Below are 24,038 nucleotides of genomic sequence, written 5' to 3'. Positions count from 1 at the left end.
ACCTATGCCTCCAAATCCCAGACATCAATTCCCGCAGCTGCATCATATCTCAGCCCGATCTTGCCGCCCTGCACAGGGACAAGAACCAGTTCCGCTGTGTAGAGCACCGTCGCTTTTTTCAAATGACCGCCAAGATAGTCTATACGTCCCTTTGCTTCATCAAAGGCAGAAAAGAGAGCATGGGCGTGCTGCACCAATTCCCCCTGCCTTCCGGTCACGAGATTTCCCATGAGGGAAATCATCTCCAGCATACCATTCCGCACATGGGGCAGAAATTCCTGCCTGTCCGGGATATAAGTTGCTACTTCCACCTCGCCGCAAGCCCCGATGCCTTGAAATGTCGCGGCGGATATGTGAAGCTGTCGGCACACGTCCACCATCTGTGCGAGAATTTCCTCACCTTTGTCGATGCGGATGTAAACCCGCTCACCCATTTGCCTGTAATTCATCGTTATCCCCCTTTCAATCATCCAGCGTGACATGACGATTGACATACTGCCCGTTGCGCAGTCCGCCATCGTAGTCAATCGCTGCCGCCGGACAACGATGGAAGCATCCGAGACACAGGGTACATTTTTCCTTGACCCACTTTGGCTTTCCTTCCTGCATGACAATGGCATCGAGGGGGCATTGTCTGGCACATAGCCCGCAGCCGATACATTTTTCCCTGTCCAGACGGAAGTTTTTCGTTTTTCGGATGCGGTTGTAATTTGCCTTAGCTGCCGCCGCCATGATACTTGACATCTGATCTGGCAAACTGTGCCCCTTTTCACGGCGCAGTATCTGCTCTATGATGGTACGAGTCTCGGCCTCGCCATTTTCCTCGGCGAGGCGGTTGTGCTGGGCATCTTTCAGGTAGAACATGGGACTCCAATTATCGACAAAACGAGCCGCATACAAGCTGTCAAACTGAATTCCCACCTTGCTGAATCCCCTTTGCGCCGTGGATAAAATATTACCATAGTCGCATCCATAAGTAGCCACAAAATAGCAGTAATGGCTGCTCCCTTCCAAATTTATCTCGACTTTTTGCAGATAGTCCAGCAAAATCGCAGGCAGGCCTTCCCAATAAGTCGGCATGACCACCCCGAAATTTTCCCCTTCTGGCACAGCGATGGAATACGTCTCCTGTCGTACCAATTCTTTCAGCGGAACAATCTTGTCGTTGGTTGCCTTGGCGATTTGTTCCGCCACATATTTACTGGTGCCTGTGGCACTGAAGTAGAGAATCACGTTGACACCTTCTTACAGGCTGTACACGCTGCTTCGATACATTTGCAGTCTTTCCTCACCGTTGGTATCCATGGTTTCCTGCAAGCGGCTTATCATGGCCTCCTTGTCCTCCGGCACCCGGCCATTGATGCGCACAGGCATGGTGACATGCTCGGCGCGGAAAATTGTGGGCACGGTCAGACAGCGGATAAACTCCTGCATTTCCTCCATGCGTTCCCGCTCCGTGGCCTCGGCGAATTTTCCTTCCTCCACATCACGGGAAAGCGGCGTATCGGGAAAGAGCGTCAGTTCCGAAGCATAAATCATGGCTGGTTTGAGCTGATTATAGAGCCTTGCCGTTTCCCGTGCATGGGACAGTCCCCAGCCATGGCCGCCAAGTCCGCCGAGGAAATTGGCGATCCAAGGCATTCCCGCCTCGTCCATTTTGCGGCACTCGTGCAGCACATAGTCGGCATGATAGCCCTTGTTCATGCGGTCGAGGAGTTTATCGTCGCCGCTTTCCACGCCGAAGTAGAAATAGTTGTAGCCCGCATCCTTGAGCTGTCTCACCTGCTCTACCGTCTTGTTTTTGAGATTGTCCACACGGGCGTAGCCGCCGATGGATTTCACCCGAGGAAGATAATGATAAATCATGTCGGCGATTTTCAGCAAGTCCTCGGTCTTGCGAATGAAGGGATCAGCCCCCTGCAAATAAATGCGGTCAAATCTCCAGCCCGAATGAGCCAGTTCTTTAATGTCAGCTTCTATTTCCTCCATGGGCGACAGGGAAAAGGGACTTTCCTTGTAAAAGGTACAGAATTTACAACTCCCATGACTGCAGCCTGATGTAATCTGCAAAAATCCGTCATTGGCCTCATAAGGAGGACGATTGATACCGCTGGAAAAATGCATGGTCTTAACCCTTCTTTCTTACTTCTCGTCAAAGAATTCAATGATTTCCCCGGCTTTGCCCTCTACAAAGGCAATATGCAAGGGGTAGGGCGTCTCGCAGGGTACGACAATGTCCTGCGGCGCCATGATGACTTTCAGTCCTTCCTTGGCACAGGCCGCCATACACTCGTCTACCTTATCCGTAGCCAGGGCGATATGGTCAACCTGCCCCGGCCTGCGCCCCGGCTCGGCGTTGGCAAACAGCTCTATCACGCCGTTCCCCGTGTCCAGCATCGCTCCGGCTTCCACGCCATCGCCCCAGCTGCGAAGTATATTCATGCCAAGCACATCACAATAAAACGCGATCACAGCGTCCATTTACGCTTTGCCACAACAGCGCAAAGCCGCATGATGCAGTCCTTTAATCAAACTCATCGACAGAATCTCCCCTCAAATTTACAAAGTTCACTCAATCACAATGTTCCGGCACGCTTTGCGGGGCTTGCCCTTCGGATAGTCCCCCGCATGGTAGCCCAAGGTTACAAAAGCCTTGGCCTCCATTGTGTCCGGCACACCCCATTCCTCCATGAACGCCTTGCCTTCCGGCAGGGCACAGGTTTCCTCGGCACGGGAAATAATGCAGGAATCAACCCCGAGCGCATGAGCAGCCAAAATCATATTTTCTGCTATGCAGAAGGCATCCGCCACACTAAAAAGAAAATCCTTCTGCCCGAAAATCACGCAGACCGTAGGTGCATCGTAAAAGCCGTTCCTGATATTCGGATCATCAATGACAGAAGGCTGCTCATCGGACACATGACCGCCCAGGAGCTTACTGCGGTCAAAGGTTGAAAAGTTCAGCTTGCCGAGCTTCTTCGCCAACTCTGCATTATGCAGAGTAACAATCATGCTGCGCTGACCACCTCCGGCATTGGGAGCATACAGCCCTGCCTCTACAATCTTGTCCACCAGTTCCCTTGGAACTTGTTTGTCTTGGTATTTCCGAATAGAACGGCGTTCCTTCATCAGCGTGAGTATATCCATATCTCTCAAATCTCCTTCCAGCATTGCGGGTCGGCGGCATAAAAATCTCCGCCGGAATTGGCAGATGCTACGGCGGGACAGCCACGGCACCAAGCCTTTAGCTCACACTTGCTGCACTTGGCAAATTTATCATATTCCCGATAATCTTCCAGCTCGTTTACCCACAAATCAGCCAGCCTGTCTGTAAAGGCATTGCCCACACGACTGTTTTGCACCCTGCGGCAGGCATAGACATCCCCCGTTGGCAGTATCGTCAAATGCCCGTTTCCGCAGTTACAACCACCGTAAATCATATCAGGCTCCGCATCCTCTGGAATCGTAAATTTTCCTTCTTCGTAATCATAGAGCGTCCAGAGGTGGTCTTTGCGATTGAAATAGGTTTCGCAGCCGGATTCCTCATAGGCACGGAACTTCCTGTCACACTCGGCCAAAAGCTGCCGATAGCGCCGAGGCGTGATATTGGTACTTTTTTCCTCGCTTGTGGGGCAGTATCGGGCAAAGGCATAGACCTTCGCTCCCGCCGCCACCGCCGCATCAATTATCTGCGGCACTTCATCTATATTTTTCCCGGAAACGGTAGTCATCAGAATGGAGCGGATACCCGCAGCATTCAGGGTGGCAACCTTTTCCAGGGTAGTTTTGTAAGAACCCGGCTTCCTGAACCAATCGTGGGTTTCCCAAAGACCGTCTATAGACATCTGATAGCGCACACAGCCGCATTCCTTCATGCGTCTGCATACATCCTCCGTCAGGTGGAAGGGATTCCCCATGATAGTAAAAGGAATGCTCCTTTCCCGGAATTTTTCCAGCAACCACCAAAAATCTGGATGCAGGATGGGATCTCCCCCGGTCAGGTAGAAGTAGGGCTGACGGTCAAAGGTTTCGCAAAAATCCTCACAGTTTTCCAGTACAGCCGTCATCTGCTGCCGCGTCATTCTGCTGATACATTTCTCCTTGTTTTCGGCGAAAATATAACAGTGCTTGCAGCGCTGATCGCAATCATCGGTGATATGCCACTGAAATGAAAAATACGGTTTCACTCGACCGCCCTCCTTGCTTTTTCCTGTCATCGGATGTAGGTGTATTTTGCACCTACGCCCCCACGGGGACATTCATGCCCACCGGAACACCAAAATTACTTGTCGCCGGAGCCGCAAGCCGTCGGCACGACCTTGTCGCCAGAGCCGCAAGCCGTCGGCACGACCTTGTCGCCGGAGCCGCAAGCCGTCGGCACGACCTTGTCGCCGGAGCCGCAAGCCGTCGGCACGACCTTGTCACCGGAACCGCAAGCGGCAGGCAATACCTTATCCCCGGAACCGCAAGCCACGGACATAATCTTGTCGCCGGATCCGCAGGAGGAGCCGGTCAGATTCATGGCTGCCTTCTTGTTCCATGCTGCTAAATTCTTGAGTGCCATGTGAATCATCCTTTCTTTTAGCTGGCATTAACTTTCGACAGGTTCATAATAACAGGAACAGCCATGGTTGTGAAATGCAAATTTCGGATTATTGATACGCTAGGCGTATCAATAATCCGTGTGACATGTCATAATAGGGATGAGGTGATTTCCATGAACACGCAACAGTTGGAATGCTTTGCCACCCTCGCAAAGACACTGAACTACGCCAGGACTGCCGAGCAGCTCTCCATGACGCAGCCCGCCGTCTCCCGTCAAATCAAAAGTCTGGAAAACGAGCTGGGCGTGCAGCTTTTTCAGCGTACCACCCGTTCGGTGACGCTGACGCAAATCGGCTGTCAGTTCCTACCCGATGCACGGCAAATCCTCGAAATCTACTACCGCTCAAAAGAATGGATGGAGAGCTTTCACAAAAGTCAGCGGAATGTCCTGCGAATTGGCTACGCCGATTCCCACGCAAATTGGCTCATCAGCAAAATCCTCACTCCACTGCTTGAGACGCAGGACAACATTTTGCCGGAGCTTACCCTCGACCAAACAGATGCCAATCTGCACCGCCTTGCTGTCAATCAGCTTGATCTGGTCATTGGCATGAAGGATGCTAAATTTTCTGACGAGGCAATTCATTTTGTAAAGCTCCATGACGATGGTTTTATCTGCGTCGTGAGCAAGGCGCATGCACTTGCTCTCCAATGCAAAAAAAGACGCCAAAAAAGCGTCTCTTCTTCGGGGTTATGGCCTCATCGTCAAATTATCGCCATACCGCTGTATCTTCTGAAGCGTACCTTTTCCCGTGGCCACCGCATCATTCCCGTCAACGATGAACTGGACAATATTCTCTGTGCTACCATCAGCGAAGCCTACAATCTGGCGCTGACGGGTGCGGGGTTTGCGCTTATCCCCGAGCATTTAGCGTTGCCTCACAAGGAACTTGCTTTTCTGCCTTGGGACGAATCTCCCCGTGCACCAATGGGCATATACTATCGCAAAGACTCTGCCCTAAACAAAAACTCTGCCGTACAAAAATTCATCAGTGAGGCTAAAAACCATACAGACTGCGTCTTGCCTTATTTGTGCTGATATGCACCAATAATTATTCACCGTATGGAAAGACGTCCGTCTGCACTGTGCAAGTATTCAAACCAGTATATCCGTCCCATCGCGGAACACCACCGTCATGCCGCCGTCCACGCCCACCGTCACATAATCCACCATCGTACCCCAGAGCCGCTCATCGAACTCTGCCACAGGCTCGGTCTGCGCCTCAAGTGTCCTGATGAACCCCGCCAGACTCTCGCCCTTGGCTGACCGCTCTGCGATGGCCTCCATCACCTCGTCAAACCGTGCCTTGGCTTTCTCGTACCGCTCCACCAAGCCGTTGTAGCGTTTTTGGTACTCGCCCTGATCTTGGGCAATCCTTGCATTCTCGGCGATGCAGTTCTGGGTCATCTCCACCAGCACCGCAAGCTCCTGCCCCAAGGAGGCTTTCTCCCGCTCCAACTCCGCAGTATCGCAGAGCGTCTGCCGGACGAGCCGGGCGTTGGCAGCAATCTCCTCCGACGCGCAGGATGCGCTAGTGCTGGCGCAGGAGCGTGATGCGACGTTTGCGCCAGCCCGCTCCGTCACCAGCTTGTTAAAGGCCGTGACGACGGCTACTTTGATTTCCTCCTCGGTAATATGCCACCGGCATATTACCCATGGGGCGTTTGGCATTTATGCCCGTCGTACTTGTTGTTGCAACGATAGATGACCCTGCGGTACTTGTCGGTGCTATGCCAGACCTTGGCTCCGAAGAAGCCGCCGCATTCGCCGCATTTGATTTTCCCGGAGAAAATGCTCACGCCGCTGTATCTGCCTCCCTCCCGCTTGCGCCGCGCTGCCTCCGACTGCACCATCTCGAAGGTGACAGGGTCGATGATGGCGGGATGGCTCTGCTCCACGAAGTAGCTGGGGACTTGCCCCGTGTTCTTCACCACCTTCTTCGTGGGGAAGTCCGGTGTGAAGGTCTTTTTGATACAAATAACGATGCACCCCCTTGCCCCCCCTGTCTATCGTTAAGAGAATATTCCTCGGAAGCCGCACGGGACACCTAGCCTGCCCATTAAGGCGCTTTCCTTTTGCCGCCTCACCGAACTGCGGGGTGGCAAGGGAACTGGATTCGCAAGGAGCCGCAGGCGACTGAGAATCCAGTGACACGCTTCCCAGCGGGGCGGAAAGGTGGTGGTGCCAGCCACCAAAGGGGGAATGCATTTCCTCGCCCGCCAGGGCGGTTGTATGGTTTTCGCCGTCAAAGGCAGTATAAAAAATGGCGCCGAAGGCGCCGTACCTCGCCAGTGGGCACGGTCAGCCAGCCAATAGGTAGGCCCTTTTATGGACAGGCTAAGGGCCTACTTTGGCTGACTTGGAGGTCCTATGCAGGACCTCCACAATACTATATAACTCCCGAGGGCGAGAGCATGGAGCCCGCCTGTAAGGCGAAGCCGATCACAGGCAGAACCCTGGCAGCCCAGGGCCAAAGGCCCGACGGCTGGCTCAACCCTCACGCCCGTAAGAGCGTGTCAACCTTCGGGAATACTGGAAAGCACCGCGCTGGTCCCGATCCCGACCGCGTCGAAAGGCGCTTGAACCTTCACACTCATAAGGGACTGGATTTCCCTTTCTGTTCTATATGGCATGAAAAACAGTCTGCTGATTAGCTCACTGCGCTTGCCAGAATGCAAAAAAAGCAGCAGAGCCATCTATGGTTCTGCTGCTTTTGATTAATTTCCTTCCAGTTCTGCCACACCCAGGGGCGGGCTTTCCAGGAATTTGACCTTTGGATTTCTCTGGGCCAGCCAGCCTGCCTGCCAGGCATTGGGCAGGAGGTACACCGGCCGTTCGCGGCGGTCGTAGACCACCATGGCATTGTCGATGCCTACCAGTTCTTCCGGCGGCACGTCGCCTTCGGTCCAGCGGGCAGCGGTGAAGCCTAAGGGTTCCAGGTTCACCGATACGTTGTATTCGTTTTCCAGCCGGTATTTCATGACTTCAAACTGCAGCTGGCCAACGGCACCGATAATGAAGGATTCCATGATGTAGGGCTGTTTGTACACCTGGATGGCCCCTTCCTGGGCCAGCTGGGTAACGCCGTTCAGGAACTGCTTTCTCTTCATGCTGCTCACCGGTGAAAGCCGGGCGAAAAGTTCCGGCGGGAACACAGGGAAGTCGATGAAGGTGACAGGATGTTTCTTTTCGCATACCGTATCCCCTACGCCCAGTTCACCTGTATCGAAAACGCCGATAATATCGCCGGGATAGGCTTTTTCCACGGTCTGTCTTTCCGTAGCCAGGAACTGCTGGGGCTGGGAGAGGCGGATCATTTTGCCGCTCTGGCGGTGAAGCACGCTCGCCCCTTTTTCAAAGACGCCGGAGCAGATGCGCATGAAAGCCACCCGGTCGTGGTGCTTGGGATCCATATTGGCCTGGATTTTGAAAACGAAGGCGGAGAAATTGGGATCTTCCGGGGCCACAGTGCCTTCCAGTGTCTTTCTCGGTTCCGGCGGCGGAGCGAGCTGCAGATATTTTTCCAGGAAGGGCTGTACGCCGAAATTGGTCATGGCGGAGCCGAAGAACATGGGGGTCAGTTCTCCTTTTGCCACTTTTTCTTCATCGAAGGGGTCCCCTGCTTCGTCCAGAAGTTCCAGGTCGTCTTTCAGGGACTGAATGATTTCAGGGCTCAGATGGGAAGTGATTTTTTCATCGTCCATTTTCCCGGAAATCATTTCCAGTTTCTTTACGCCATGGGCATTGTCCTTGATGAAGAGATGGCACATTTCCGTTTCTCTGTCGTAAATGCCGGTATAATCGCCATTCACTCCGATGGGCCAGTTCATGGGGCAGGAGCGGATGCCCAGTACATCTTCAATATCGGCCATGAGGTCGAAGGGGTTCTTGCCGAAGTGGTCGATTTTATTGACAAAGGTAAAAATCGGAATGCCCCGGTCAGAGCAGACTTTGAAGAGTTTCTTCGTCTGGGCTTCCACGCCCTTGGCCACGTCGATGACCATGACGGCGGAGTCCACCGCCATAAGGGTACGGTAAGTATCTTCAGAAAAGTCCGCATGCCCCGGGGTGTCCAGAATATTGATGCGGCAGCCCTGGTAGTCGAACTGGAGCACCGAGCTGGTGACAGAAATACCACGCTGTTTTTCAATTTCCATCCAGTCGGAAACGGCATAGCGGGCTGTCTTTCTTGCCTTGACGGATCCTGCCAGATGGATGGCTCCGCCGTAGAGCAGCAGTTTTTCAGTAAGCGTCGTCTTGCCGGCATCCGGATGGGAAATGATGGCAAAGGTACGGCGTCTTTTTATTTCTTCCAAATCAGTCATGTTTCACCTCAAAATTAAAATAAGCGTCATACCATTATACCCCATGGGACGGGGCTGTGAAAAGGGATTTTCTCTATAAATGGGGACTGGGGCGCCTCTACATTTATAGAAGGCGCCCTCTTATGAAAAAACCTTTAGAACTGCATTTATTAAAACGAGTGCCACCTGCTTGCAAGGGGGAGAGAACCATGAGGTGGCGAGGGAGGCCGCCGATTGGCGGTCAGGATAGCTATAGAGTATCACATTGCTGCTCAGCCCCGTACACCCTTTTGCCACTACGTGGCATTTCCCCTCAAGGGGAAACAAGAAATTTGAGGAGAAAAACAGAAAGAAAACCAGTGAACCATGTTTCATAAGGGCATAGCACTTACAAAACAAAAAAGGGCGCCCCGGCGGGTACCCTTTTTGTTCAAACGATCACAGTGTGAGCGCTCTTTCGAAGTGTTCTTTCAAAATTTTGATGGAACGCTGGAGTTCTTCATTTTCTTCATCGGTCAAATGGAGTTCGATAATGTCTTCCACGCCGTCCTTGCCTACTTTCACCGGTACGGAAGCAAAGCTGTCATGGATGCCGTATTCGCCGTCCAAATAGACGGAGCAGGGAAGGATTTTATGTTCATCGTGGTAAATGGCACGGACCAGTTCGGCGGTGGCAGAGGAAACGCCAAATTCGGTGCAGCCTTTCTTGGCATTTTCAATATTCCCTTCTTCATGGACTTTCTTCAGGATTTCTTCCTTGGAATCCATATGGTAGAGCTCCGGCTTTTCCTTCAGCAGTTCATCGATGGGCTTGCCTGCCACTTTGACATGGCTCCAGGGAATCATGCTGGAATCGCCGTGTTCGCCCAGAAGGTAGGCGGTGAGAGAGCGGCGGTTGACTTTGAGCTGGGTAGAAAGCTGCATCTGCAGGCGGGCAGAGTCCAGGGCTGTGCCGGAGCCGATGATTTTCTTTTTCGGCCAGTCCAGTTTGTACTGCAGGTATTCTGCAATAATGTCGCAGGGATTGGAAATGGAAATAATAATGCCGTCAAAGCCGGATTTCTGAATCAGCGGCAGGAATTCCTTGCTGGTGGCAATGGCGCCATCCATCATGTCCAGACGGTTCTGTCCCTGTTTCCGGGGTTTGCCGGATGCATTGATCAGAATATCTGCATCTTTCATATCGTCCATGGTGCCTGCATAGGCCTCAAAATGATGGGGCTGGTAGCTGACGGCATCCAGAAGATCCAGGGATTCGCCGATGGCTTTGTCCATGTTGGTATCGTAGAATACCACTTCATCTGCCAGACCCTGCACGGCAAACTGGAGGGCCAGATGAGATCCTACATTGCCTGCTCCGATAATACCGATTTTCCTTGTTTTAATAGACATACAAATTCCACACTCCTTTTCCTGATTTTCCGGGAATGGGCTGTCAGTGCCTTTCTCCAGGAAATATACTTCTCTTCTCCTATATGGATTCTGCATTATATTTACCATGCATAGTATAATTACTTTACATGATAATATGCATGTATTATACCACTCCCTGCATAAAGGTTCAAAGGGTAGCGATGGCGGCCTTCGGTGTGAGGGTTGACGGGACTTCGTCCCGAGGGTTATGGCCGCCCGATGGCGGCAGGTTGTGTTCGCTTCGCTCAGGGGGCGACAGCGCCTATGGCGCTGAGGGTTGCGGTGGCGGCTTCGCCGCAGATTTTAAAAAAGGGACGCGGCTGGCGCCGCAGATGGTGTCCAAAAATTTTCATCTTGACAAAGTGAAAGTTCCGGCGCTATAATTCAGCCATACGAAACAAGCGATGATGAAGAAGGGGTAATGAGACCTTTTCAGAGAGACAGCGGCCGGTGAGAGCTGTCAGGGGCTGATTATCTTTCCACTTCGGAGACATGGATGAAGAATCCTTCGGGCCGGCCCGTTACAGCCTTTCAAAGATGGCCTTCTGGCAATTTGGGTGGTATCGCGGGTGCTCTCGTCCCTTAGTGGATGGAGAGCGTTTTTTTATACCTCGCTCCTTTTTGCCCTGGCTAAATTGGGTGGCACCGCGAGAAAAGAGAAGCTCGTCCCATGGGACGTCTTCTCTTTTTGTGTTATTTGGAGGTTCATGATGAAGAGAGTATTCAATTTCAACGCCGGTCCGTCCCCTATGCCCCTGGAAGTGCTGGAGGCTATGAAGGAGGATCTCACCAATTTCAAAAACACAGGCATGGGTATTACGGAAATCAGCCATCGGTCCAAAGAGTTCCAGGATATGCTGGATGAGACAAAGGATCTCCTGCGGCAGCTCATGCATTTATCGCCGGATTATGAAATCGTGTTCATCCAGGGCGGCGGCACCATGCAGTTCCTCATGACGGGATACAATTTCCTCCATACCCGGGCTGCCTATGCAGACACCGGCGTATGGGCCCACAAGGCAAGAAATACGGCCGCCTTCTTCGGTGAAACCTACGATGCCAATTCCGCCCAGGACAAAGATTACTCCTATATTCCTGACACCTATGACATCAAGGATGGTACGGACTACCTCTACATCTGCGCCAACAATACTATCTACGGCACGGAATACTGGAAATTCCCAGAGGTGAAGGTGCCCCTGATCTGCGATATGTCTTCAGACATTCTTTCCCGGGACATCGATTTCAACCGGTTCGATATGATCTGGGCCGGTATCCAGAAGAATCTGGGCGCCGCCGGTGTGGCTCTGGCTATCATCAAAAAGAGCCTTCTGGAAACGGCCCGCACTGATATCCCCGAATTCCTGCAGTACCAGACCTTTGTGAAAAAAGATTCTACCTACAATACGCCGCCGGTTTTCTGCATTTATACCCTGAACCGCATGCTCCACTGGATCAAAAATATGGGCGGTCTCAAGGCCATTGAAGAAAGAAATAAGGTCAAAGCAGCCCTGATTTACGACGTGATTGATGAAAGCGGCGGATTCTACCGGGGCCATGCGGAAAAGGATGCCAGAAGCCGCATGAACATTACCTTCAATCTGGCCAATGAAGCCATGGAGAAGGATTTCGTGGAAAAAGCAAAGGCCCATGATTTCATAGGCGTGAAAGGCCACCGTCTGGTAGGCGGCCTCCGGGTATCCCTCTACAATGCGGTAACACCGGAAGCAGCGGAAGCGCTCTCCCAGTTCATGAAAGAATACGAAAGAGTCAACGGATAATTTGATTATGTACAGGAGGAAATCATTATGTTTAGAATTTTCATTACTGCCGACGTAGCTAAAGAAGCCAAAGAAATCCTGGAAAAGGAATTTATTGTAGATATCCAGCCGAACATGAAGGAAGAGGAACTGGTAAAAGTCATCGGTGACTACGATGCCATCATTACAAGAAGCCAGACCAAGGTCACGAAAAAAGTCATTGACGCCGCTAAGAACCTGAAAGTCATCGGCCGCGCCGGCGTAGGCATCGACGGCATTGATATAAAGGAAGCCACCCAAAAAGGCATTACCGTAGTCAATACGCCGGAGTCGAATACCATTGCAGCCTGCGAACACACCATTGCCCTCATGCTGTCCATGACCCGCCACATTCCCCAGGCCCATCAGTCCATTATGGAAGGCCGCTGGGACCGGAAGAGCTTCACCGGCATCCAGCTTCTGAACAAGACTGTAGGCATCATCGGCGTAGGCCGGGTCGGTTCCAATGTGGCCAAACGCCTCCAGGCCTTCAACATGAAAACCATCGGTTACGACCCCTATATTCCCCTGGAAAGAGGCAAGCAGCTGGGCGTGGAGCTGGTGGACCTGGATACCCTGCTGAAGGAATCAGACTACATCACCCTTCATACGCCCCTCACCGATGAAACCCGGGGCATGATCGGCAAAGAAGAAATTGCCAAAATGAAAGATGGCGTCCGCCTTGTCAATGCATCCCGGGGCGCCGTGGTGGATATCTACGCCCTGGCTGAAGCGCTGAAGAGCGGCAAGGTAGCCGGCGCAGGCATCGACGTATGGCCCAATGAACCGCTGAAACCGGAAGACAACCCCTTCCTGGGCATGACCAATGTAGCCCTCACCCCTCATCTGGGCGCTTCCACCAAAGAAGCCCAGGCCGGCGTTGCCACCGATGTGGCTGTAGGTGTTATGCAGGCCCTCCACGGAGAACCGGTGGCCACCGCCGTGAACGCTTCCCCCATTACCAAAGCTACCCTCCATGTGATTCAGCCTTACTTCGATCTCTGCGAGCGCATGGGCAATATTGCCATCGACCTGGCCGGCGGCCGCATTAACAGGGTGAACGTGGAATATACCGGTGAACTGGCAGAAACAGAAACAGCACCTCTCACCACGGCCGTACTGAAAGGCCTTCTGGCTCCGGTACTGCAGCAGACCGTCAATTTCGTCAATGCCCGGGGTATCGCGGAAGAGCGGCACATGGATGTAAGAGAAGTGAAAGCCAAGAAGGGCCACTATTTCACCAATACCATTTCCCTCACCGTAGACACCGACAAAGGCAGCCACCGCATTACAGGCTCCCTCTTCGACCGGAAGGAAGCCAAAATCGTATCCATCGACCACTTCCGCGTGGATATCGAACCGAAAGGCTGCATCATCATTGCGCCTCATGAAGACAAGCCCGGCATGATCGGCCAGGTAGCATCGGTACTTGGGAGAGAACATATCAACATCAACGGCATGCAGGTAGGCGCCGGCAAGGAAGCAGGCACCAACGTCATGGTGGTGGCAGTGGACAAGGATATCCCCTCGGCCCTGATTCCGGCCCTCATGAATATCGACGGCATCCACGATGTCAAAGTCGTTCACTGTGAACATTAAGGAGCACCTATGATACGCATCATCCTTCTCCGTCACGGAGAAACCACCTGGAACATAGAAGGCCGCTACCAGGGCCAGGAAGACACACCCCTGTCCGAAAGGGGCTGGGACCAGGGCCGAAAAGCGGCGCTGGCTCTGAAGGATGTGCCCATAGACCGGGCCATTTCCTCCCCCCTCTCCCGCTCCTATGAAACCTGCCGCCTGGCTGCCGATTTCCACCACCTTCCCGTGATGAAAGACGAAAGGCTGACGGAAATCTCCCATGGCCTGTGGGAAGGCATCCACGCCGATGAAATCGAAGCCCGCTACCCCGAGGAATTCCGCCTCTGGCACACCCGCCCGGACCTGGTGCAGATGCCGGAAGGAGAAAATCTGGAGGACGTACGGAAACGGGCCAGAGAAGCCTTCGATGAATATGCAAAAACCTATGATGGCGAAACGGTGCTTGTGGCTGCCCACGACGCCGTGAACAAGGCCATTATCTGCGACCTCCTGGGCCTTGATATGAGCCACTTCTGGCAGATCAAGCAGGACAATGCCTGTATCAATGTACTGGAATGTGACAAAGGCACCTGGCGGCTGGTCACATTAAACAGCACCGCCCATCTGGGTTACCTGGTGAGCGGCATTGAACAGAAAGGGCTGTAAAATAAAAGGACCCGGAAGAAATGATAGACCATTTCTTCCAGGTCCTTTTTGTCATGGGTTCCCTGCCCTTTGGCACCGGTGCAGAGCCCTATGGTTCAGAAGTCGGACAGCCGATAGCCGGCAGCGGGCAGCTTTCTTTCTCCCCACCAGCCCACTATCTCATCACCGCTTTGGGCGTATGGTCCTCCGTCTCTCCTGTGAGGCTCTTGGACACATCGGTAGGCACCCGGCGATAGGGGAATGTTTTGTATACCTCTTTCATGATATCGTCAAGAATGTACACATTCCGGGCAGTACTCTCGTCTTCCGTATCAAAATAGGTGCCCCGGTCATCCCGCACAGTGCCCTCGGTTTTCTTATAGCTGTAAATATCCACGATAGCCCGGGTCTGGATAATATCGTCGCCATCATCAAAGAGGAACCGATGGAAAATCCACTGATGCCACTGGATTACAGGCATCACTACTATATCTGCCCCCGATTCATCAGCCAGCCGGGGCAGGTCTGCCGGAGACACTGCTCCCTCATAGCCCGTGGTATCCAAGGTCCGGTAATAGGGATAGCGGAAAATCTGCTTCATTTCCCGATTCACATAGGATGCCGCTTCGCCGCCGTTCCCGCTTACACGGGGAGACAGGAGAAGTACCGTGCGGGTATTGTCAAAATACCCCATTTTCCGATTCATTTCCAGTGTATCCGACGCCTCCGCCAGAAGGCCCAGGGACAGGGCAAGGAAAAAAGAAAGTAAAAAAGCAATCAGTTTTTTCATGGAAACCTCCTTTGGTTATAAGGGTTCAAAAGGTTCAGAGGGTTCAGAGGGTTCAGAGGGTGGTGGATAGCCGCCTCGCGGCAATGCTTACAAAGTCAGCGTTACGTAATTAGTTTTTTGTCAACCATATCTCTATAACGAAGATCCGGAGCCCCCTTCCACAGAAAGGGGACTGGGCGTTACGTGCTGAAACTGACCTCCTCCCACTCGTCATTCTAAGCCGCAGGCGAAGAATCTCGGTACAGGCCGCGTATGAAACAGTCGGCATTAAGGAAGTGGTAAGCGGACAACGGATAGCAGATAGCAGACAGCAGACAGCGGACAGCCGCTCCTCCAGTCTCCAGCCCCATTCTATCACTTTCCTCTATTCTGGCTAGTTATAAGTTATTTATAAAGAACTGGAAGATTTTTTCTATATCTCTTTATTTTTAGAATATACTTTTCTTCTGCCTCTTTTCAGGCAAAAATATAAAATCCTTACCACCGGTGATTCTTTTTCCTCTTCCGTCCTTCCATCTCCTCCGCGGTCATGGGCGGTGCTTCCGAATGGCCTAATTTCATCGATTTCATCCGGCCTTTCAGCTATGGGCAGGCAAAAGATATCATGCTATAATCGAATTATAAGCGAACAATAATAATAATATGTCCGGAGGAAATCTGTATGCCGTTCCTGTTTTTCTGGTGTCTTTTTCTTTGCGCCATCAACGGATACCTTGTCTTTGCCTATAAAACTGATCTGTCCGAAACCTTTGGCCAGAAAATGGCCTACTTTCTTGGCGGACACATAGCCTTTGTATATAATCTCTGTTTTCCCTGGATGGCCTGGTTCATGATGGATGAACTCCGTCCCGCCCTGATCTGTACTTACCTGCTGCTCAATTACTGCACCCTGGCCCGCATGATGCATGTAGACTATCACGGCCTCATCAATGCCGTATGGGGTAATGCCCACCATCACCGGCGCTTTGCCATCCGGCTGAAGCTGGAAAAGCTCTGCTGTGCCCTGTTTCTCGGAATTTCCACCTGGCTCTTCAGCATGCTGGGATTTCTTGTAAAATTATAAAACCCTGCGAAGTCATAGCTTCACAGGGCTTTTTTCATACCTTGAAATAGCTGCGCAGGTAATCCACGAAGATTCTTACCGGTGTGGACTGGAGCATGGGCTGTTTGAAAATCAGATGGCTGGGCCGCAGAAGAGGTCTCTTCTGCTTGTCGTAAATCATTTCCCTGTTCACCTGGGGCGCGCACTTAGGAAGCAGGTCCGCCGGAATCAGAGAGTGGCCAAGGCCCTGGTTCACGATTTCCACGCAGGTCAGGCAGTCAGACACAGTAAGCATGAAATGGGGAGAATCGGTGAAATTCTGCCGCCACCACCGGGTACGGAGCTCATCCAGGGAAGGATCGCTGCGGTAGCGGATGGAAGGCTGGTCCGGCAGCGTGCTGTAGTCGATTTTCTTGGCGGAAATCAAGTACAGCGGCGCATCTTCCAGAAGAATATCGGCGTCCGGCCATTCCTGGTTCCCACGGACAATGGCCAGATGGATGTCCTCTTTTTTTACCAGCTTCACCAGTTCATCACTGGTATCGGTGGTCAGGGAAATTTCAATGTCGCTGTACTTATCCACAAAGCCCTTCAGGATGGCAGGCATATGGGACTGGGCAAAGGACTGGCTGGCACCGATGCGGAGTACGCCGGAAATGGAATTAGGCTCATGGGTCACATAATTCTTCATGTCCTGGTACTGCTGCAGCTCCTTTTCTGCAAAGGAGAAAAGGCGATTGCCTGCATCGGTGAAATGAACCCCTTTATTGGTACGAATAAATAAAGGACAGCCGATTTCCTTTTCCATCTGGCTCAGGCGATAGGTTAAGGACGGCTGAGTCATGAAAAGCCGCTTTGCTACCTTATTGATGCTTCGTTCCTCACGAAGATAGATAAGGATTTTCCAGTCCGTGTTATTCATTGAAATACCCCTTACTCACCATAATACGAATACTATGGTATAAAAATCTTTTGGTATAAAATTATTTTATTAGATTATACCATATTTCTGTAAAGAGAAGTAGGGGCGTAAGGAAAGGTTCTTACAATTGACCGGCCGCAGGTTAAAAAGAGGGGCGCGGCTGGCGCCGCAGGTTGTGTAGAAGGGTTGTGCATCGCTTCGCTCAGGGGGCATGGAAAGGGTTCTTAAGATGGACCGGCCCAGGGGGCCGGAAGGTTCTTAAGTTTGACGGCCCTTTGGGCCGAGGGTTGTGGTGGCGGCTTTGCTATTGGACACGCCTACGGCGTGAGGGTTCACAGGGTTCAGAAGGTTCAAAAGGTTCAAAAGGTTCAGAGGATGTGGTGGCGGCTGACGCCGCAGATTTTAGAAAAGGACCTTATGCGTTACGGGAACTGCATAAGTATTTCAATCATTCCTGGCACCAGAAACCAGGAAACCAGCCACAGGAGCCCTGTTAAATAAACTCTCTGGGGTAGTCGTATAGTTTCTTCGTCCTTTCCTTATAGTCCGGAAGCCAGCGGGCCATGAGGGCATGGAAACGGCGGGTATGACCTGTTTCCAGAAGATGGTTCAGCTCGTGCACCACCACCGACTCGATGCATGCCTCCGGTTTGGTGATGAGGTCCAGGGCAAAGGAAAGCTCTCCGGTCCTTACATTGCAGCTGCCCCATCGGCTCTTTAGAATGCGAATGGTCAGGGAAGAAGGCTGGACGCCCATGCGGGGCGCCCAGATTTCTATATATGTTTCTATAACCTTCCGCAGTTCTTCCTTCATAAGATTCCTGTAAGCCCGGGGCCGATCCTTCGTCCGTGGGCTTATCGTAAGACAGAGTTTTCTCTCCCTTACCGACACGGAGCTCACGGGGCCTCGTTCATAAACAATGGGGTATTCCCTGCCCAGAAAGAAATGTTTTTCGCCGCTGTCATAGGTATAGCAGGGGACGGCAGGCATTTTGGCCAGCTTTTCCCGGATCCATCCATCCTTTGAAGCCACGAAACGTTCCACTTCCTTTAAAGCCATGGCCGATGGTGCTGATACAAGAACCCTCCCGGTCCTGGAAATCCGAAGGTAAATAGCCCTGAGTCCCCTTTTCCGTGTAATGGTTACAGCATAGGCGAAAGGTTCCATTTCCTCCATCCTTTTTTTCATCACTTTTCCCCTGACTCCTTCCTCTTGTCCTTCTCCCCGCCCCGGGGCAGCACTCAAAAAGCAGGGATGCATCGGATATGCACCCCTGCCATGACTGAATACCTGTTACACCTTCGTGCTTTCCTGCAGCACATGGTCATCCGTTTCAAAAAGAGCCTTCGCAAATTCATCAGGATTGAAGCGGTCCAGGTCATCTTCCCTTTCACCCATGCCGATCCACTTCACCGGCACATGAAGTTCTTCATGAACAGAAAGCACCACGCCCCCTTTGGCGGTGCCATCCAGCTTGGTAAGAACCACGCCGGTAAGGGGCACGATTTCACCGAAATTCTTTGCCTGGCTGATGGCATTCTGACCGGTGGTGGCATCCAGTACCAGAAGCGTCTGGTGCGGTGCATCAGGAATCACTTTCTTCACCACCCGGCTGATTTTCCCCAATTCTTCCATGAGGTTTACCTTCGTCTGGAGACGGCCGGCCGTATCAATGAGGACCACATCAGCCCCTCTGGCTTTGGCAGCCGATACGGCATCAAACGCAACGGCTGCAGGATCGGCGCCTTCTGCATGCTTTACAATATCAGCACCCGTTCTTTCCGCCCAGATGGTGAGCTGTTCCGATGCAGCAGCGCGGAAAGTATCAGCCGCTGCCAGAAGAACCTTCTTTCCTTCCTTGTGGAGACGGCCGGAAAGCTTGCCAATGGTGGTGGTCTTGCCTACCCCGTTCACACCGACCACCAGAATCACCTCGGGATGATGGGTAAACTCTTCACCTGCCGTATCATCCTTCAAAAGCTCCTTCACCGTTTTCTCCATGAAAGGCATGACTTCGTTCGTATTATGAATTACCCCTTCCGTGACGCCCCGGCGAATCTGGCGCATCAGATAGTCCGTAGTACGGACACCGATATCACCGGAAAGGAGTACCATTTCCAAATCTTCCAGGAAATCCTCATCAATCTGGGCATAGCCGATAACTACGCTTTCAATATTCTTGATCAAACTCTGCTTGGTCTTTGTGAGACCTCTTTTGATTTTGTCAAAAAATCCCATGCTCATTCCTCCGAACATACAATAATATATTCTATTGTACCATGAGTGACGATGAAATAGGAAAAGGCCGGTGAATCTTTCTTACATTCTCTATGAATTCCCGAGAAAATGTATCTATAAAACTCATAGTTCTCCCTTCCATGCCTCCAAAATCAGCAAACATAATTTCTATATTTCCTATTCCCATTTTCTTCCCTATCCGGTATAATAGAGAACAGATGAGAGCATGGAAAAGGTCCGGGGAGTGGCCACAAAAAAATACCCGGTTCCTGATTCGGCTGCAAGCCATCTCGCAAAGATGAATACATAAGAGCTCCGGGTCTCAAGCCCGTTCAATGCGTTCTGAGTTTTCAAATCCTTTTCGGCCAAGAACTCAAGAAGAAATCAATCGCCTTCGCGATAGAAAAGCCTGAAGAAAGTGTCCTTCTATGGATCAGACAGTTTCACCTAGGAATCTGCCTGTGCGCACGCTCTTTTCAGGCTTTTCGTAGTGCCTTCAATGATGGACGGGTCTGTGAAAAAATACATGAATGACATGGATACCACTCCGCCCCACTGTCATTTCAAACGTTGCGAAGCGGAGTAGAGAAATATCACTTTTCAATGGTACAGAGAGCATTGGTGGCAGGAGATTTCTTGGTTCAGAGCTTCAATAGAGTCCAAAGTTTTTCCACTCACGCCGGCACATTCCCCACTCGAGATGACAAAGGGACTGGAATCTTACCATCAGGAAAAATTATAAAAAAGGCTGTGAAGAAATGATTTACATTTATCACAGCCCCTTTTTATAATTATCTATTTATCCGATATTAGTTCATAATGAAAGCCGATCCTCTATGCAGGTCCATGTTCCTTTAAAAACAGAAATCCCATAGAGAAGGATGAAGCCTCTGCAGCCCGATGAAAGACATCTCCCTGACAGAGTTTTCTATTTCCCATAAGCCCTGGTTTCACGTATCATCCTGGCTCTCTTCCAGCTCTCCCTCTATATCCAGGTACAGGGCCTGCAGCTGATCTATCGTTTCATCCGCTGCCTGCCACAGGCCCCGCTTTTCCGCTTCCAGCAAAGTTTCTGTAATGCGCTGGAGTGCCCAGGGATTGACTTCTTTCATCCAGTCCTGTACTGTGACATCCAGCGCGTACTTTTCTGCCAGTTTTTCATACATCCAGTTTTCCATCACCTTGCTGGTAGCATCCCACTGGAAGCTGATGGATACACGGCTTGACAGGTCGGCTGCTCCTTTGTAGCCATGCTTCATCATGCCCTGTATAAACCGGGGATTGATGGTTTCCATGCGAAAAACCCGCTTAGCCTGCTCCTGCACGCTGCGGACCTTGACGCTGCCCCTTTCCGTACTGTCGCCTTCATAGGAGCGGGGAGATTTACCCGAAAGGCTCCGTACAGCCGCTATCATGCCGCCATGATAGGCATTGTAATCATCACTGCTCATCATATTCGTTTCATGGTTATCCTCGTTTTTCAAGGTCACATCCATATGGGACAGGCGCTCTTTAAAAAGCCCGGGTTTGTAGGTTCCTTTGGAACGGCTGCCGTAGGCATGGCCGCCCCATCTGACAAAAACGCGGGAAAGGTCATCCAAATTGTTCCAGTTTCGTGACTCCAGCAGGACACCCACACCGGCGCCATAGGTTCCCGGCGCATCACCAAAAATACGATAGCAGGCTTCCCGCCAGGCTTCCTCTGTCGTCATTCCATTCCTTTCCATGGCACTGCTTTCGGAAAGGACATGTTTACGTATAAAATTGTCTTCCTCCTTCTCCGGAAGGGATGCAGCCAGCAGGACTGCTTTGTCCATAAGAGAAACTGCTGCCGGCATGGTATCCCGGAAAAGGCCGCTGATTCTGCCTGTTACATCCAGTCTGGGCCTTTTCAGCTCCGAAAGGGGAATCGGCTCCAGGCGCTTCACATAAAGGCTTCCTTTTTCCCAGATAGGACGAATGCCCATGAGATAAAGAAATTCCGCTATACACTGCCCGTGACTTCGCATATTGGCACCGGACCAGAAAACCATGCCAATATTTTCAGGGTACTTTCCTTCCTCCCTGATATATCGAGATATGACCTCATCACCCAGCTCTTTGCCTACCGCCCAGGCCGCTTTGGTAGGAAGCTTTCTGGGATCAATCCCATAGAAATTAATTCCTGCCGGAAGGAGGGATACACCACCGGCATGAGGTGAGCCTGAGGGCCCGGGCATAATATATTTCCCTTCTATTCCTTCCAGGGTATGATCCATTTCCTGAATCGTGCCGGAAAGCCTTTTGTACAGGTCATGACAGATAAAACCGGCCGTTTTTTCTACCTGCTTCTGCCACAAGGCATCCCCTTCCCGTACTGACTTGGCTGAAAGGGCTTTTCTGATACCTTCTTCACTAAAATGATGAACCATCAGAGTGTCGATAAATTGTTCCGTTTCTTTTCTGACTGCCGCCATCATTTCACTGCCTGTTTTTTTCTCCGGAAGAAGGGTCTGTGATTTTTCCATCAATTCTTTTGCTGTGTATCCGTATTTTTCTGCAAACACATCCAGAATGGCAGGACAGGAACCATCAGACTGCCTCATGAGCTGGATAATTTCATTTCTGAGAATCTCTCCTTCCGGCATCTGTCCCAATATATGGAGACCCACATGGCATTCACTGTTTTTAATATCCTCTATGTACTGATGCAGCCTTGTCAGATATTCAGAAAATGGCTTCGATGCATCATAGGGCACTTCCCCATCCAGCTCCGCTTTCACAGCCAGACTGCGTATTTCCCCTATCATGCGGGATGCTATTTCCGGCTCCACTGTAAGGAAATGGGCATATTCATCCATATTCTTCTCAAGCTCTGAGAGCTCGTCATAGGTGCCTGCATCTGCCATGGGTGCAGGCATATGGTCTACCAGGCAGGCGCTTCCCCGTCTTTTGGCCTGTATACCCTCTCCGGTAATGGTCATATGGTAAGGATACACATTGGGAAGACAGCCCAGTGCCAGATCCGGATAACTGCTGCGGTCAAGTCCCGCGCCCTTGCCCGGCAGCCATTCCAGATTTCCATGGGTTCCGACATGAATGACGGCATCCGCCTTCCAGATATCCCGTATCCACAGGTAATAGGCCAGGTACTGATGGGTAGGAGCGATAAAAGGATCATGATAGATTTTGGCTGCATCAAAACCATAGCCCCGGGGTGCCTGGACCGTGATGAAAACATGTCCATCCATGACACCAGGAACAAGGATACTGCCCTTTTCATCCACCATGACACTGCCGGGAGGGCTGCCCCAGTCTTTCTCCATCTGCGCCCTCACATCTGCAGGAAAGGTCTGAAAAAAGTCTCTGTACTGTTTTTCTGTCACTTTATGACAGGCCTTCTCTTCCGCTTCCGTCATCATGGACAAATCATTGGTGGCCTGGCTGGTGATGAGCTGAACGAGCTTGCTGCCTGTTTCCGGGACATAATCTATCCTGTACCCCGCCGCTTTCATCTTTTCCAGGAGACGGCGCACGCTTTCTATGCTGTCAAGGCCGAAGGCACTACCGATATTGGAATTCTTAGGCGGATAGTTGTGAAAAATAATGGCAATTTTCTTGTCTTCATTTCTCTTCCTGTGAAGCCTGGCCCAAGCACCGGCCTTTGCTGCCATGGCAGCTATCCGTTCTTTCAAAGGCAGGTATTCCACCTCTCCTGTTTTCTTCACATGCTTGGCCGCTATGGGCACCCCGTGGATAATGCCGTCAAATTCAGGCATGGAAACACTGATGGACACTTCCATGGCATTCATGCCTTCCGTTGATTTTTTCCACTCCTCCTCCGGCATAAGCAGGGAATAGCACTGCAGCACAGGAATTCCCATTTCATGGAGCACCTCGCGGGATATGGAGCCGGATGTGGTGAATGAAAATTTCATTACATTCACCAGGCAGTCAATCACAGGCTTTCCATCTTTCATAAAATACCGATGAAATACTTCATCAAGGGATGGCATACCCAGTTTCGTATCTGGAAGCCCGTTAGTGAAAACAGGAATGACATTAAGCCCCTGCCGCTCTGCCTCCGCAATGAAAGCATCCTGGTATTTTGTATCTCCCCAGATCCATTCATCCCGATAAAAAAGAAAGCCGGCGGTAGGCCTTTCCGGCTTGCAGAATCTCTCCCTATAGGAAGAAAGATCCGTCATATACCTGTCCTTCATGCCAAAATGGTAGAGTCCCGCCCAGCAGAGGGGACTGGGATCCGGTGGCTTTACCGGGGAAGTCTCAAAGAGGAAAGCGCCATAGAGCCATAAATTCCTATAATTTTCCATTCCGCCGTAAAAGCTGTACTTTTTAATAGCGTCAATGTCCTCTTTTCCTATCCACTTCCCACATTCTTCCTCCGCCGAACCGGCTGCATCCATGTAATAGGGAATCCCACGGCCCTCTAAAAAGGCAAGGCACTGCTGCCAGAACCTCGTACGGATTGTATTTCCCATGAACTTGATCATCACCAGGGAAGCTCCCTCAAGAAGAGGCGCATAGGAAGCAAAACTGCTGTCATCTTTCACCTTCAGCGTCCAGCAGCTTTCGGAAAGCCGGCCCTCCTTCTGCAGGGACTCCATGGCTCGGCTCATCATGAAAAACCGGCGGTCCACATTTGTTACATAGATCAGTTTCACTGCCATCTCTATTCTCCCTTGCCTTATATGAAA

General features: G+C 51.4%; 22 protein-coding genes. 6 read left to right on the top strand and 16 right to left on the bottom strand.

The window, feature by feature from the left end:
- Positions 1–2: 2 nt before the first annotated feature.
- From HMPREF9453_RS00455 to acgA, 7 genes are all read right to left on the bottom strand, one after another.
- The gene (locus HMPREF9453_RS00455) at positions 3–494 is read right to left on the bottom strand and encodes a PPC domain-containing DNA-binding protein (protein ID WP_187368023.1); all 492 of its coding nucleotides are present in this window, start codon (positions 492–494) and stop codon (positions 3–5) included.
- Positions 463–1,233, bottom strand: a complete 771-nt coding sequence (locus HMPREF9453_RS00450) for an EFR1 family ferrodoxin (RefSeq protein ID WP_008858588.1) — start codon at positions 1,231–1,233, stop codon at positions 463–465. Before HMPREF9453_RS00450 ends, HMPREF9453_RS00455 begins: the two co-directional genes overlap by 32 nt.
- Positions 1,234–1,245: 12 nt before the next feature.
- Positions 1,246–2,124, bottom strand: coding sequence for a radical SAM protein (locus tag HMPREF9453_RS00445; protein WP_008858587.1), 879 nt, complete (start codon positions 2,122–2,124; stop codon positions 1,246–1,248).
- 18 nt (positions 2,125–2,142) lie between these two features.
- A complete protein-coding gene (locus HMPREF9453_RS00440) occupies positions 2,143–2,481 on the bottom strand; it encodes a VOC family protein (RefSeq protein ID WP_008858586.1) in 339 nt (112 codons plus the stop codon).
- Between the two features lie 87 nt (positions 2,482–2,568).
- A complete protein-coding gene (locus HMPREF9453_RS00435; protein WP_008858585.1) occupies positions 2,569–3,147 on the bottom strand; it encodes a nitroreductase family protein in 579 nt (192 codons plus the stop codon).
- A 5-nt stretch (positions 3,148–3,152) separates the two neighbouring features.
- Complete coding sequence (gene acgM / locus HMPREF9453_RS00430; RefSeq protein ID WP_008858584.1) at positions 3,153–4,187, bottom strand: radical SAM/SPASM domain protein, ACGX system; 1,035 nt, start codon at positions 4,185–4,187, stop codon at positions 3,153–3,155.
- A 95-nt stretch (positions 4,188–4,282) separates the two neighbouring features.
- The gene (acgA, locus tag HMPREF9453_RS00425) at positions 4,283–4,564 is read right to left on the bottom strand and encodes an ACGX-repeat peptide (RefSeq protein ID WP_008858583.1); all 282 of its coding nucleotides are present in this window, start codon (positions 4,562–4,564) and stop codon (positions 4,283–4,285) included.
- A 153-nt stretch (positions 4,565–4,717) separates the two neighbouring features.
- Between acgA and HMPREF9453_RS00420 the strand changes: the two genes are divergently transcribed.
- Entirely contained in the window at positions 4,718–5,644 is a 927-nt protein-coding gene (locus HMPREF9453_RS00420) for a LysR family transcriptional regulator (protein ID WP_071986739.1), read from the top strand.
- Between the two features lie 57 nt (positions 5,645–5,701).
- Here the strand turns inward: HMPREF9453_RS00420 and HMPREF9453_RS12030 are convergent, their stop codons facing one another.
- The 4 genes from HMPREF9453_RS12030 to HMPREF9453_RS00400 all read right to left on the bottom strand — a co-directional run bounded on the left by HMPREF9453_RS12030 (position 5,702) and on the right by HMPREF9453_RS00400 (position 10,302).
- On the bottom strand, positions 5,702–6,277 hold the full coding sequence (locus tag HMPREF9453_RS12030; protein WP_008858581.1) for a hypothetical protein: 576 nt from the start codon (positions 6,275–6,277) through the stop codon (positions 5,702–5,704).
- Positions 6,256–6,537 carry a recombinase zinc beta ribbon domain-containing protein gene (locus HMPREF9453_RS12025; RefSeq protein ID WP_071986729.1) on the bottom strand — a complete coding sequence of 94 codons (282 nt, stop codon included), beginning with the start codon at positions 6,535–6,537 and terminating at the stop codon, positions 6,256–6,258. Before HMPREF9453_RS12025 ends, HMPREF9453_RS12030 begins: the two co-directional genes overlap by 22 nt.
- A 786-nt stretch (positions 6,538–7,323) precedes the next feature.
- Positions 7,324–8,931, bottom strand: coding sequence for a peptide chain release factor 3 (locus HMPREF9453_RS00405; protein WP_008858578.1), 1,608 nt, complete (start codon positions 8,929–8,931; stop codon positions 7,324–7,326).
- Between the two features lie 417 nt (positions 8,932–9,348).
- Positions 9,349–10,302, bottom strand: a complete 954-nt coding sequence (locus tag HMPREF9453_RS00400; RefSeq protein WP_008858577.1) for an L-lactate dehydrogenase — start codon at positions 10,300–10,302, stop codon at positions 9,349–9,351.
- A 728-nt stretch (positions 10,303–11,030) separates the two neighbouring features.
- On the opposite strand from HMPREF9453_RS00400, the gene serC reads away from it, so the two are divergent.
- Genes serC through HMPREF9453_RS00380 form a run of 3 tightly spaced genes read left to right on the top strand, consistent with a single transcriptional unit; the run spans position 11,031 to position 14,369 of the window.
- Positions 11,031–12,104, top strand: a complete 1,074-nt coding sequence (gene serC, locus HMPREF9453_RS00390) for a 3-phosphoserine/phosphohydroxythreonine transaminase (RefSeq protein WP_316244708.1) — start codon at positions 11,031–11,033, stop codon at positions 12,102–12,104.
- A 27-nt stretch (positions 12,105–12,131) separates the two neighbouring features.
- A complete protein-coding gene (serA, locus tag HMPREF9453_RS00385; protein WP_008858574.1) occupies positions 12,132–13,721 on the top strand; it encodes a phosphoglycerate dehydrogenase in 1,590 nt (529 codons plus the stop codon).
- A gap of 9 nt (positions 13,722–13,730) precedes the next feature.
- Positions 13,731–14,369 (top strand): histidine phosphatase family protein, encoded by a 639-nt coding sequence (locus tag HMPREF9453_RS00380; protein WP_008858573.1) that lies wholly within the window; start codon positions 13,731–13,733, stop codon positions 14,367–14,369.
- 154 nt (positions 14,370–14,523) lie between these two features.
- On the opposite strand, the gene HMPREF9453_RS00375 is transcribed toward HMPREF9453_RS00380, so the two are convergent.
- Complete coding sequence (locus HMPREF9453_RS00375) at positions 14,524–15,138, bottom strand: hypothetical protein (protein ID WP_008858571.1); 615 nt, start codon at positions 15,136–15,138, stop codon at positions 14,524–14,526.
- A gap of 661 nt (positions 15,139–15,799) precedes the next feature.
- Between HMPREF9453_RS00375 and HMPREF9453_RS00370 the strand changes: the two genes are divergently transcribed.
- Entirely contained in the window at positions 15,800–16,201 is a 402-nt protein-coding gene (locus HMPREF9453_RS00370; protein WP_008858570.1) for a hypothetical protein, read from the top strand.
- 34 nt (positions 16,202–16,235) lie between these two features.
- Here the strand turns inward: HMPREF9453_RS00370 and HMPREF9453_RS00365 are convergent, their stop codons facing one another.
- The 3 genes from HMPREF9453_RS00365 to ftsY form a co-directional block, all read right to left on the bottom strand.
- Positions 16,236–17,102, bottom strand: a complete 867-nt coding sequence (locus HMPREF9453_RS00365; protein ID WP_008858569.1) for a LysR family transcriptional regulator — start codon at positions 17,100–17,102, stop codon at positions 16,236–16,238.
- A 493-nt stretch (positions 17,103–17,595) separates the two neighbouring features.
- The gene (locus tag HMPREF9453_RS00355; protein WP_040379376.1) at positions 17,596–18,291 is read right to left on the bottom strand and encodes a M48 family metallopeptidase; all 696 of its coding nucleotides are present in this window, start codon (positions 18,289–18,291) and stop codon (positions 17,596–17,598) included.
- 105 nt (positions 18,292–18,396) lie between these two features.
- Positions 18,397–19,347 carry a signal recognition particle-docking protein FtsY gene (ftsY, locus tag HMPREF9453_RS00350; protein ID WP_187368022.1) on the bottom strand — a complete coding sequence of 317 codons (951 nt, stop codon included), beginning with the start codon at positions 19,345–19,347 and terminating at the stop codon, positions 18,397–18,399.
- A 64-nt stretch (positions 19,348–19,411) separates the two neighbouring features.
- Here ftsY and HMPREF9453_RS11840 point away from each other — a divergent pair, with 64 nt between their 5' ends.
- Complete coding sequence (locus HMPREF9453_RS11840) at positions 19,412–19,549, top strand: hypothetical protein (RefSeq protein ID WP_156792541.1); 138 nt, start codon at positions 19,412–19,414, stop codon at positions 19,547–19,549.
- Positions 19,550–20,291: 742 nt separating this feature from the next.
- Here HMPREF9453_RS11840 and cobN read toward each other — a convergent pair.
- Positions 20,292–24,011, bottom strand: a complete 3,720-nt coding sequence (cobN, locus tag HMPREF9453_RS00345) for a cobaltochelatase subunit CobN (RefSeq protein ID WP_008858566.1) — start codon at positions 24,009–24,011, stop codon at positions 20,292–20,294.
- Positions 24,012–24,038: the final 27 nt, after the last annotated feature.

Origin of the sequence: Dialister succinatiphilus YIT 11850, from assembly GCF_000242435.1 — a bacterium.
In the GTDB taxonomy this organism is placed as follows: Bacteria; Bacillota; Negativicutes; order Veillonellales; family Dialisteraceae; genus Dialister; species Dialister succinatiphilus.
The sequence above is the reverse complement of the archived record's forward strand: the minus strand, read 5'-3'. Positions and strand labels throughout refer to the sequence as shown.

Coding starts and splice junctions, on each gene's coding strand:
- acgA (WP_008858583.1), bottom strand. CDS start 4,564: ATGGCACTCAAGAATTTAGCAGCATGGAACAAGAAGGCAGCCATGAAT.
- HMPREF9453_RS12030 (WP_008858581.1), bottom strand. CDS start 6,277: ATGCCAAACGCCCCATGGGTAATATGCCGGTGGCATATTACCGAGGAG.
- HMPREF9453_RS00400 (WP_008858577.1), bottom strand. CDS start 10,302: ATGTCTATTAAAACAAGGAAAATCGGTATTATCGGAGCAGGCAATGTA.
- serA (WP_008858574.1), top strand. CDS start 12,132: ATGTTTAGAATTTTCATTACTGCCGACGTAGCTAAAGAAGCCAAAGAA.
- HMPREF9453_RS00435 (WP_008858585.1), bottom strand. CDS start 3,147: ATGGATATACTCACGCTGATGAAGGAACGCCGTTCTATTCGGAAATAC.
- HMPREF9453_RS00420 (WP_071986739.1), top strand. CDS start 4,718: ATGAACACGCAACAGTTGGAATGCTTTGCCACCCTCGCAAAGACACTG.
- HMPREF9453_RS00440 (WP_008858586.1), bottom strand. CDS start 2,481: ATGGACGCTGTGATCGCGTTTTATTGTGATGTGCTTGGCATGAATATA.
- HMPREF9453_RS00405 (WP_008858578.1), bottom strand. CDS start 8,931: ATGACTGATTTGGAAGAAATAAAAAGACGCCGTACCTTTGCCATCATT.
- HMPREF9453_RS00365 (WP_008858569.1), bottom strand. CDS start 17,102: ATGAATAACACGGACTGGAAAATCCTTATCTATCTTCGTGAGGAACGA.
- HMPREF9453_RS00370 (WP_008858570.1), top strand. CDS start 15,800: ATGCCGTTCCTGTTTTTCTGGTGTCTTTTTCTTTGCGCCATCAACGGA.
- ftsY (WP_187368022.1), bottom strand. CDS start 19,347: ATGAGCATGGGATTTTTTGACAAAATCAAAAGAGGTCTCACAAAGACC.
- cobN (WP_008858566.1), bottom strand. CDS start 24,011: ATGGCAGTGAAACTGATCTATGTAACAAATGTGGACCGCCGGTTTTTC.
- serC (WP_316244708.1), top strand. CDS start 11,031: ATGATGAAGAGAGTATTCAATTTCAACGCCGGTCCGTCCCCTATGCCC.
- HMPREF9453_RS00455 (WP_187368023.1), bottom strand. CDS start 494: ATGTCAATCGTCATGTCACGCTGGATGATTGAAAGGGGGATAACGATG.
- HMPREF9453_RS00380 (WP_008858573.1), top strand. CDS start 13,731: ATGATACGCATCATCCTTCTCCGTCACGGAGAAACCACCTGGAACATA.
- HMPREF9453_RS00445 (WP_008858587.1), bottom strand. CDS start 2,124: ATGCATTTTTCCAGCGGTATCAATCGTCCTCCTTATGAGGCCAATGAC.
- HMPREF9453_RS00375 (WP_008858571.1), bottom strand. CDS start 15,138: ATGAAAAAACTGATTGCTTTTTTACTTTCTTTTTTCCTTGCCCTGTCC.
- HMPREF9453_RS00355 (WP_040379376.1), bottom strand. CDS start 18,291: ATGAAAAAAAGGATGGAGGAAATGGAACCTTTCGCCTATGCTGTAACC.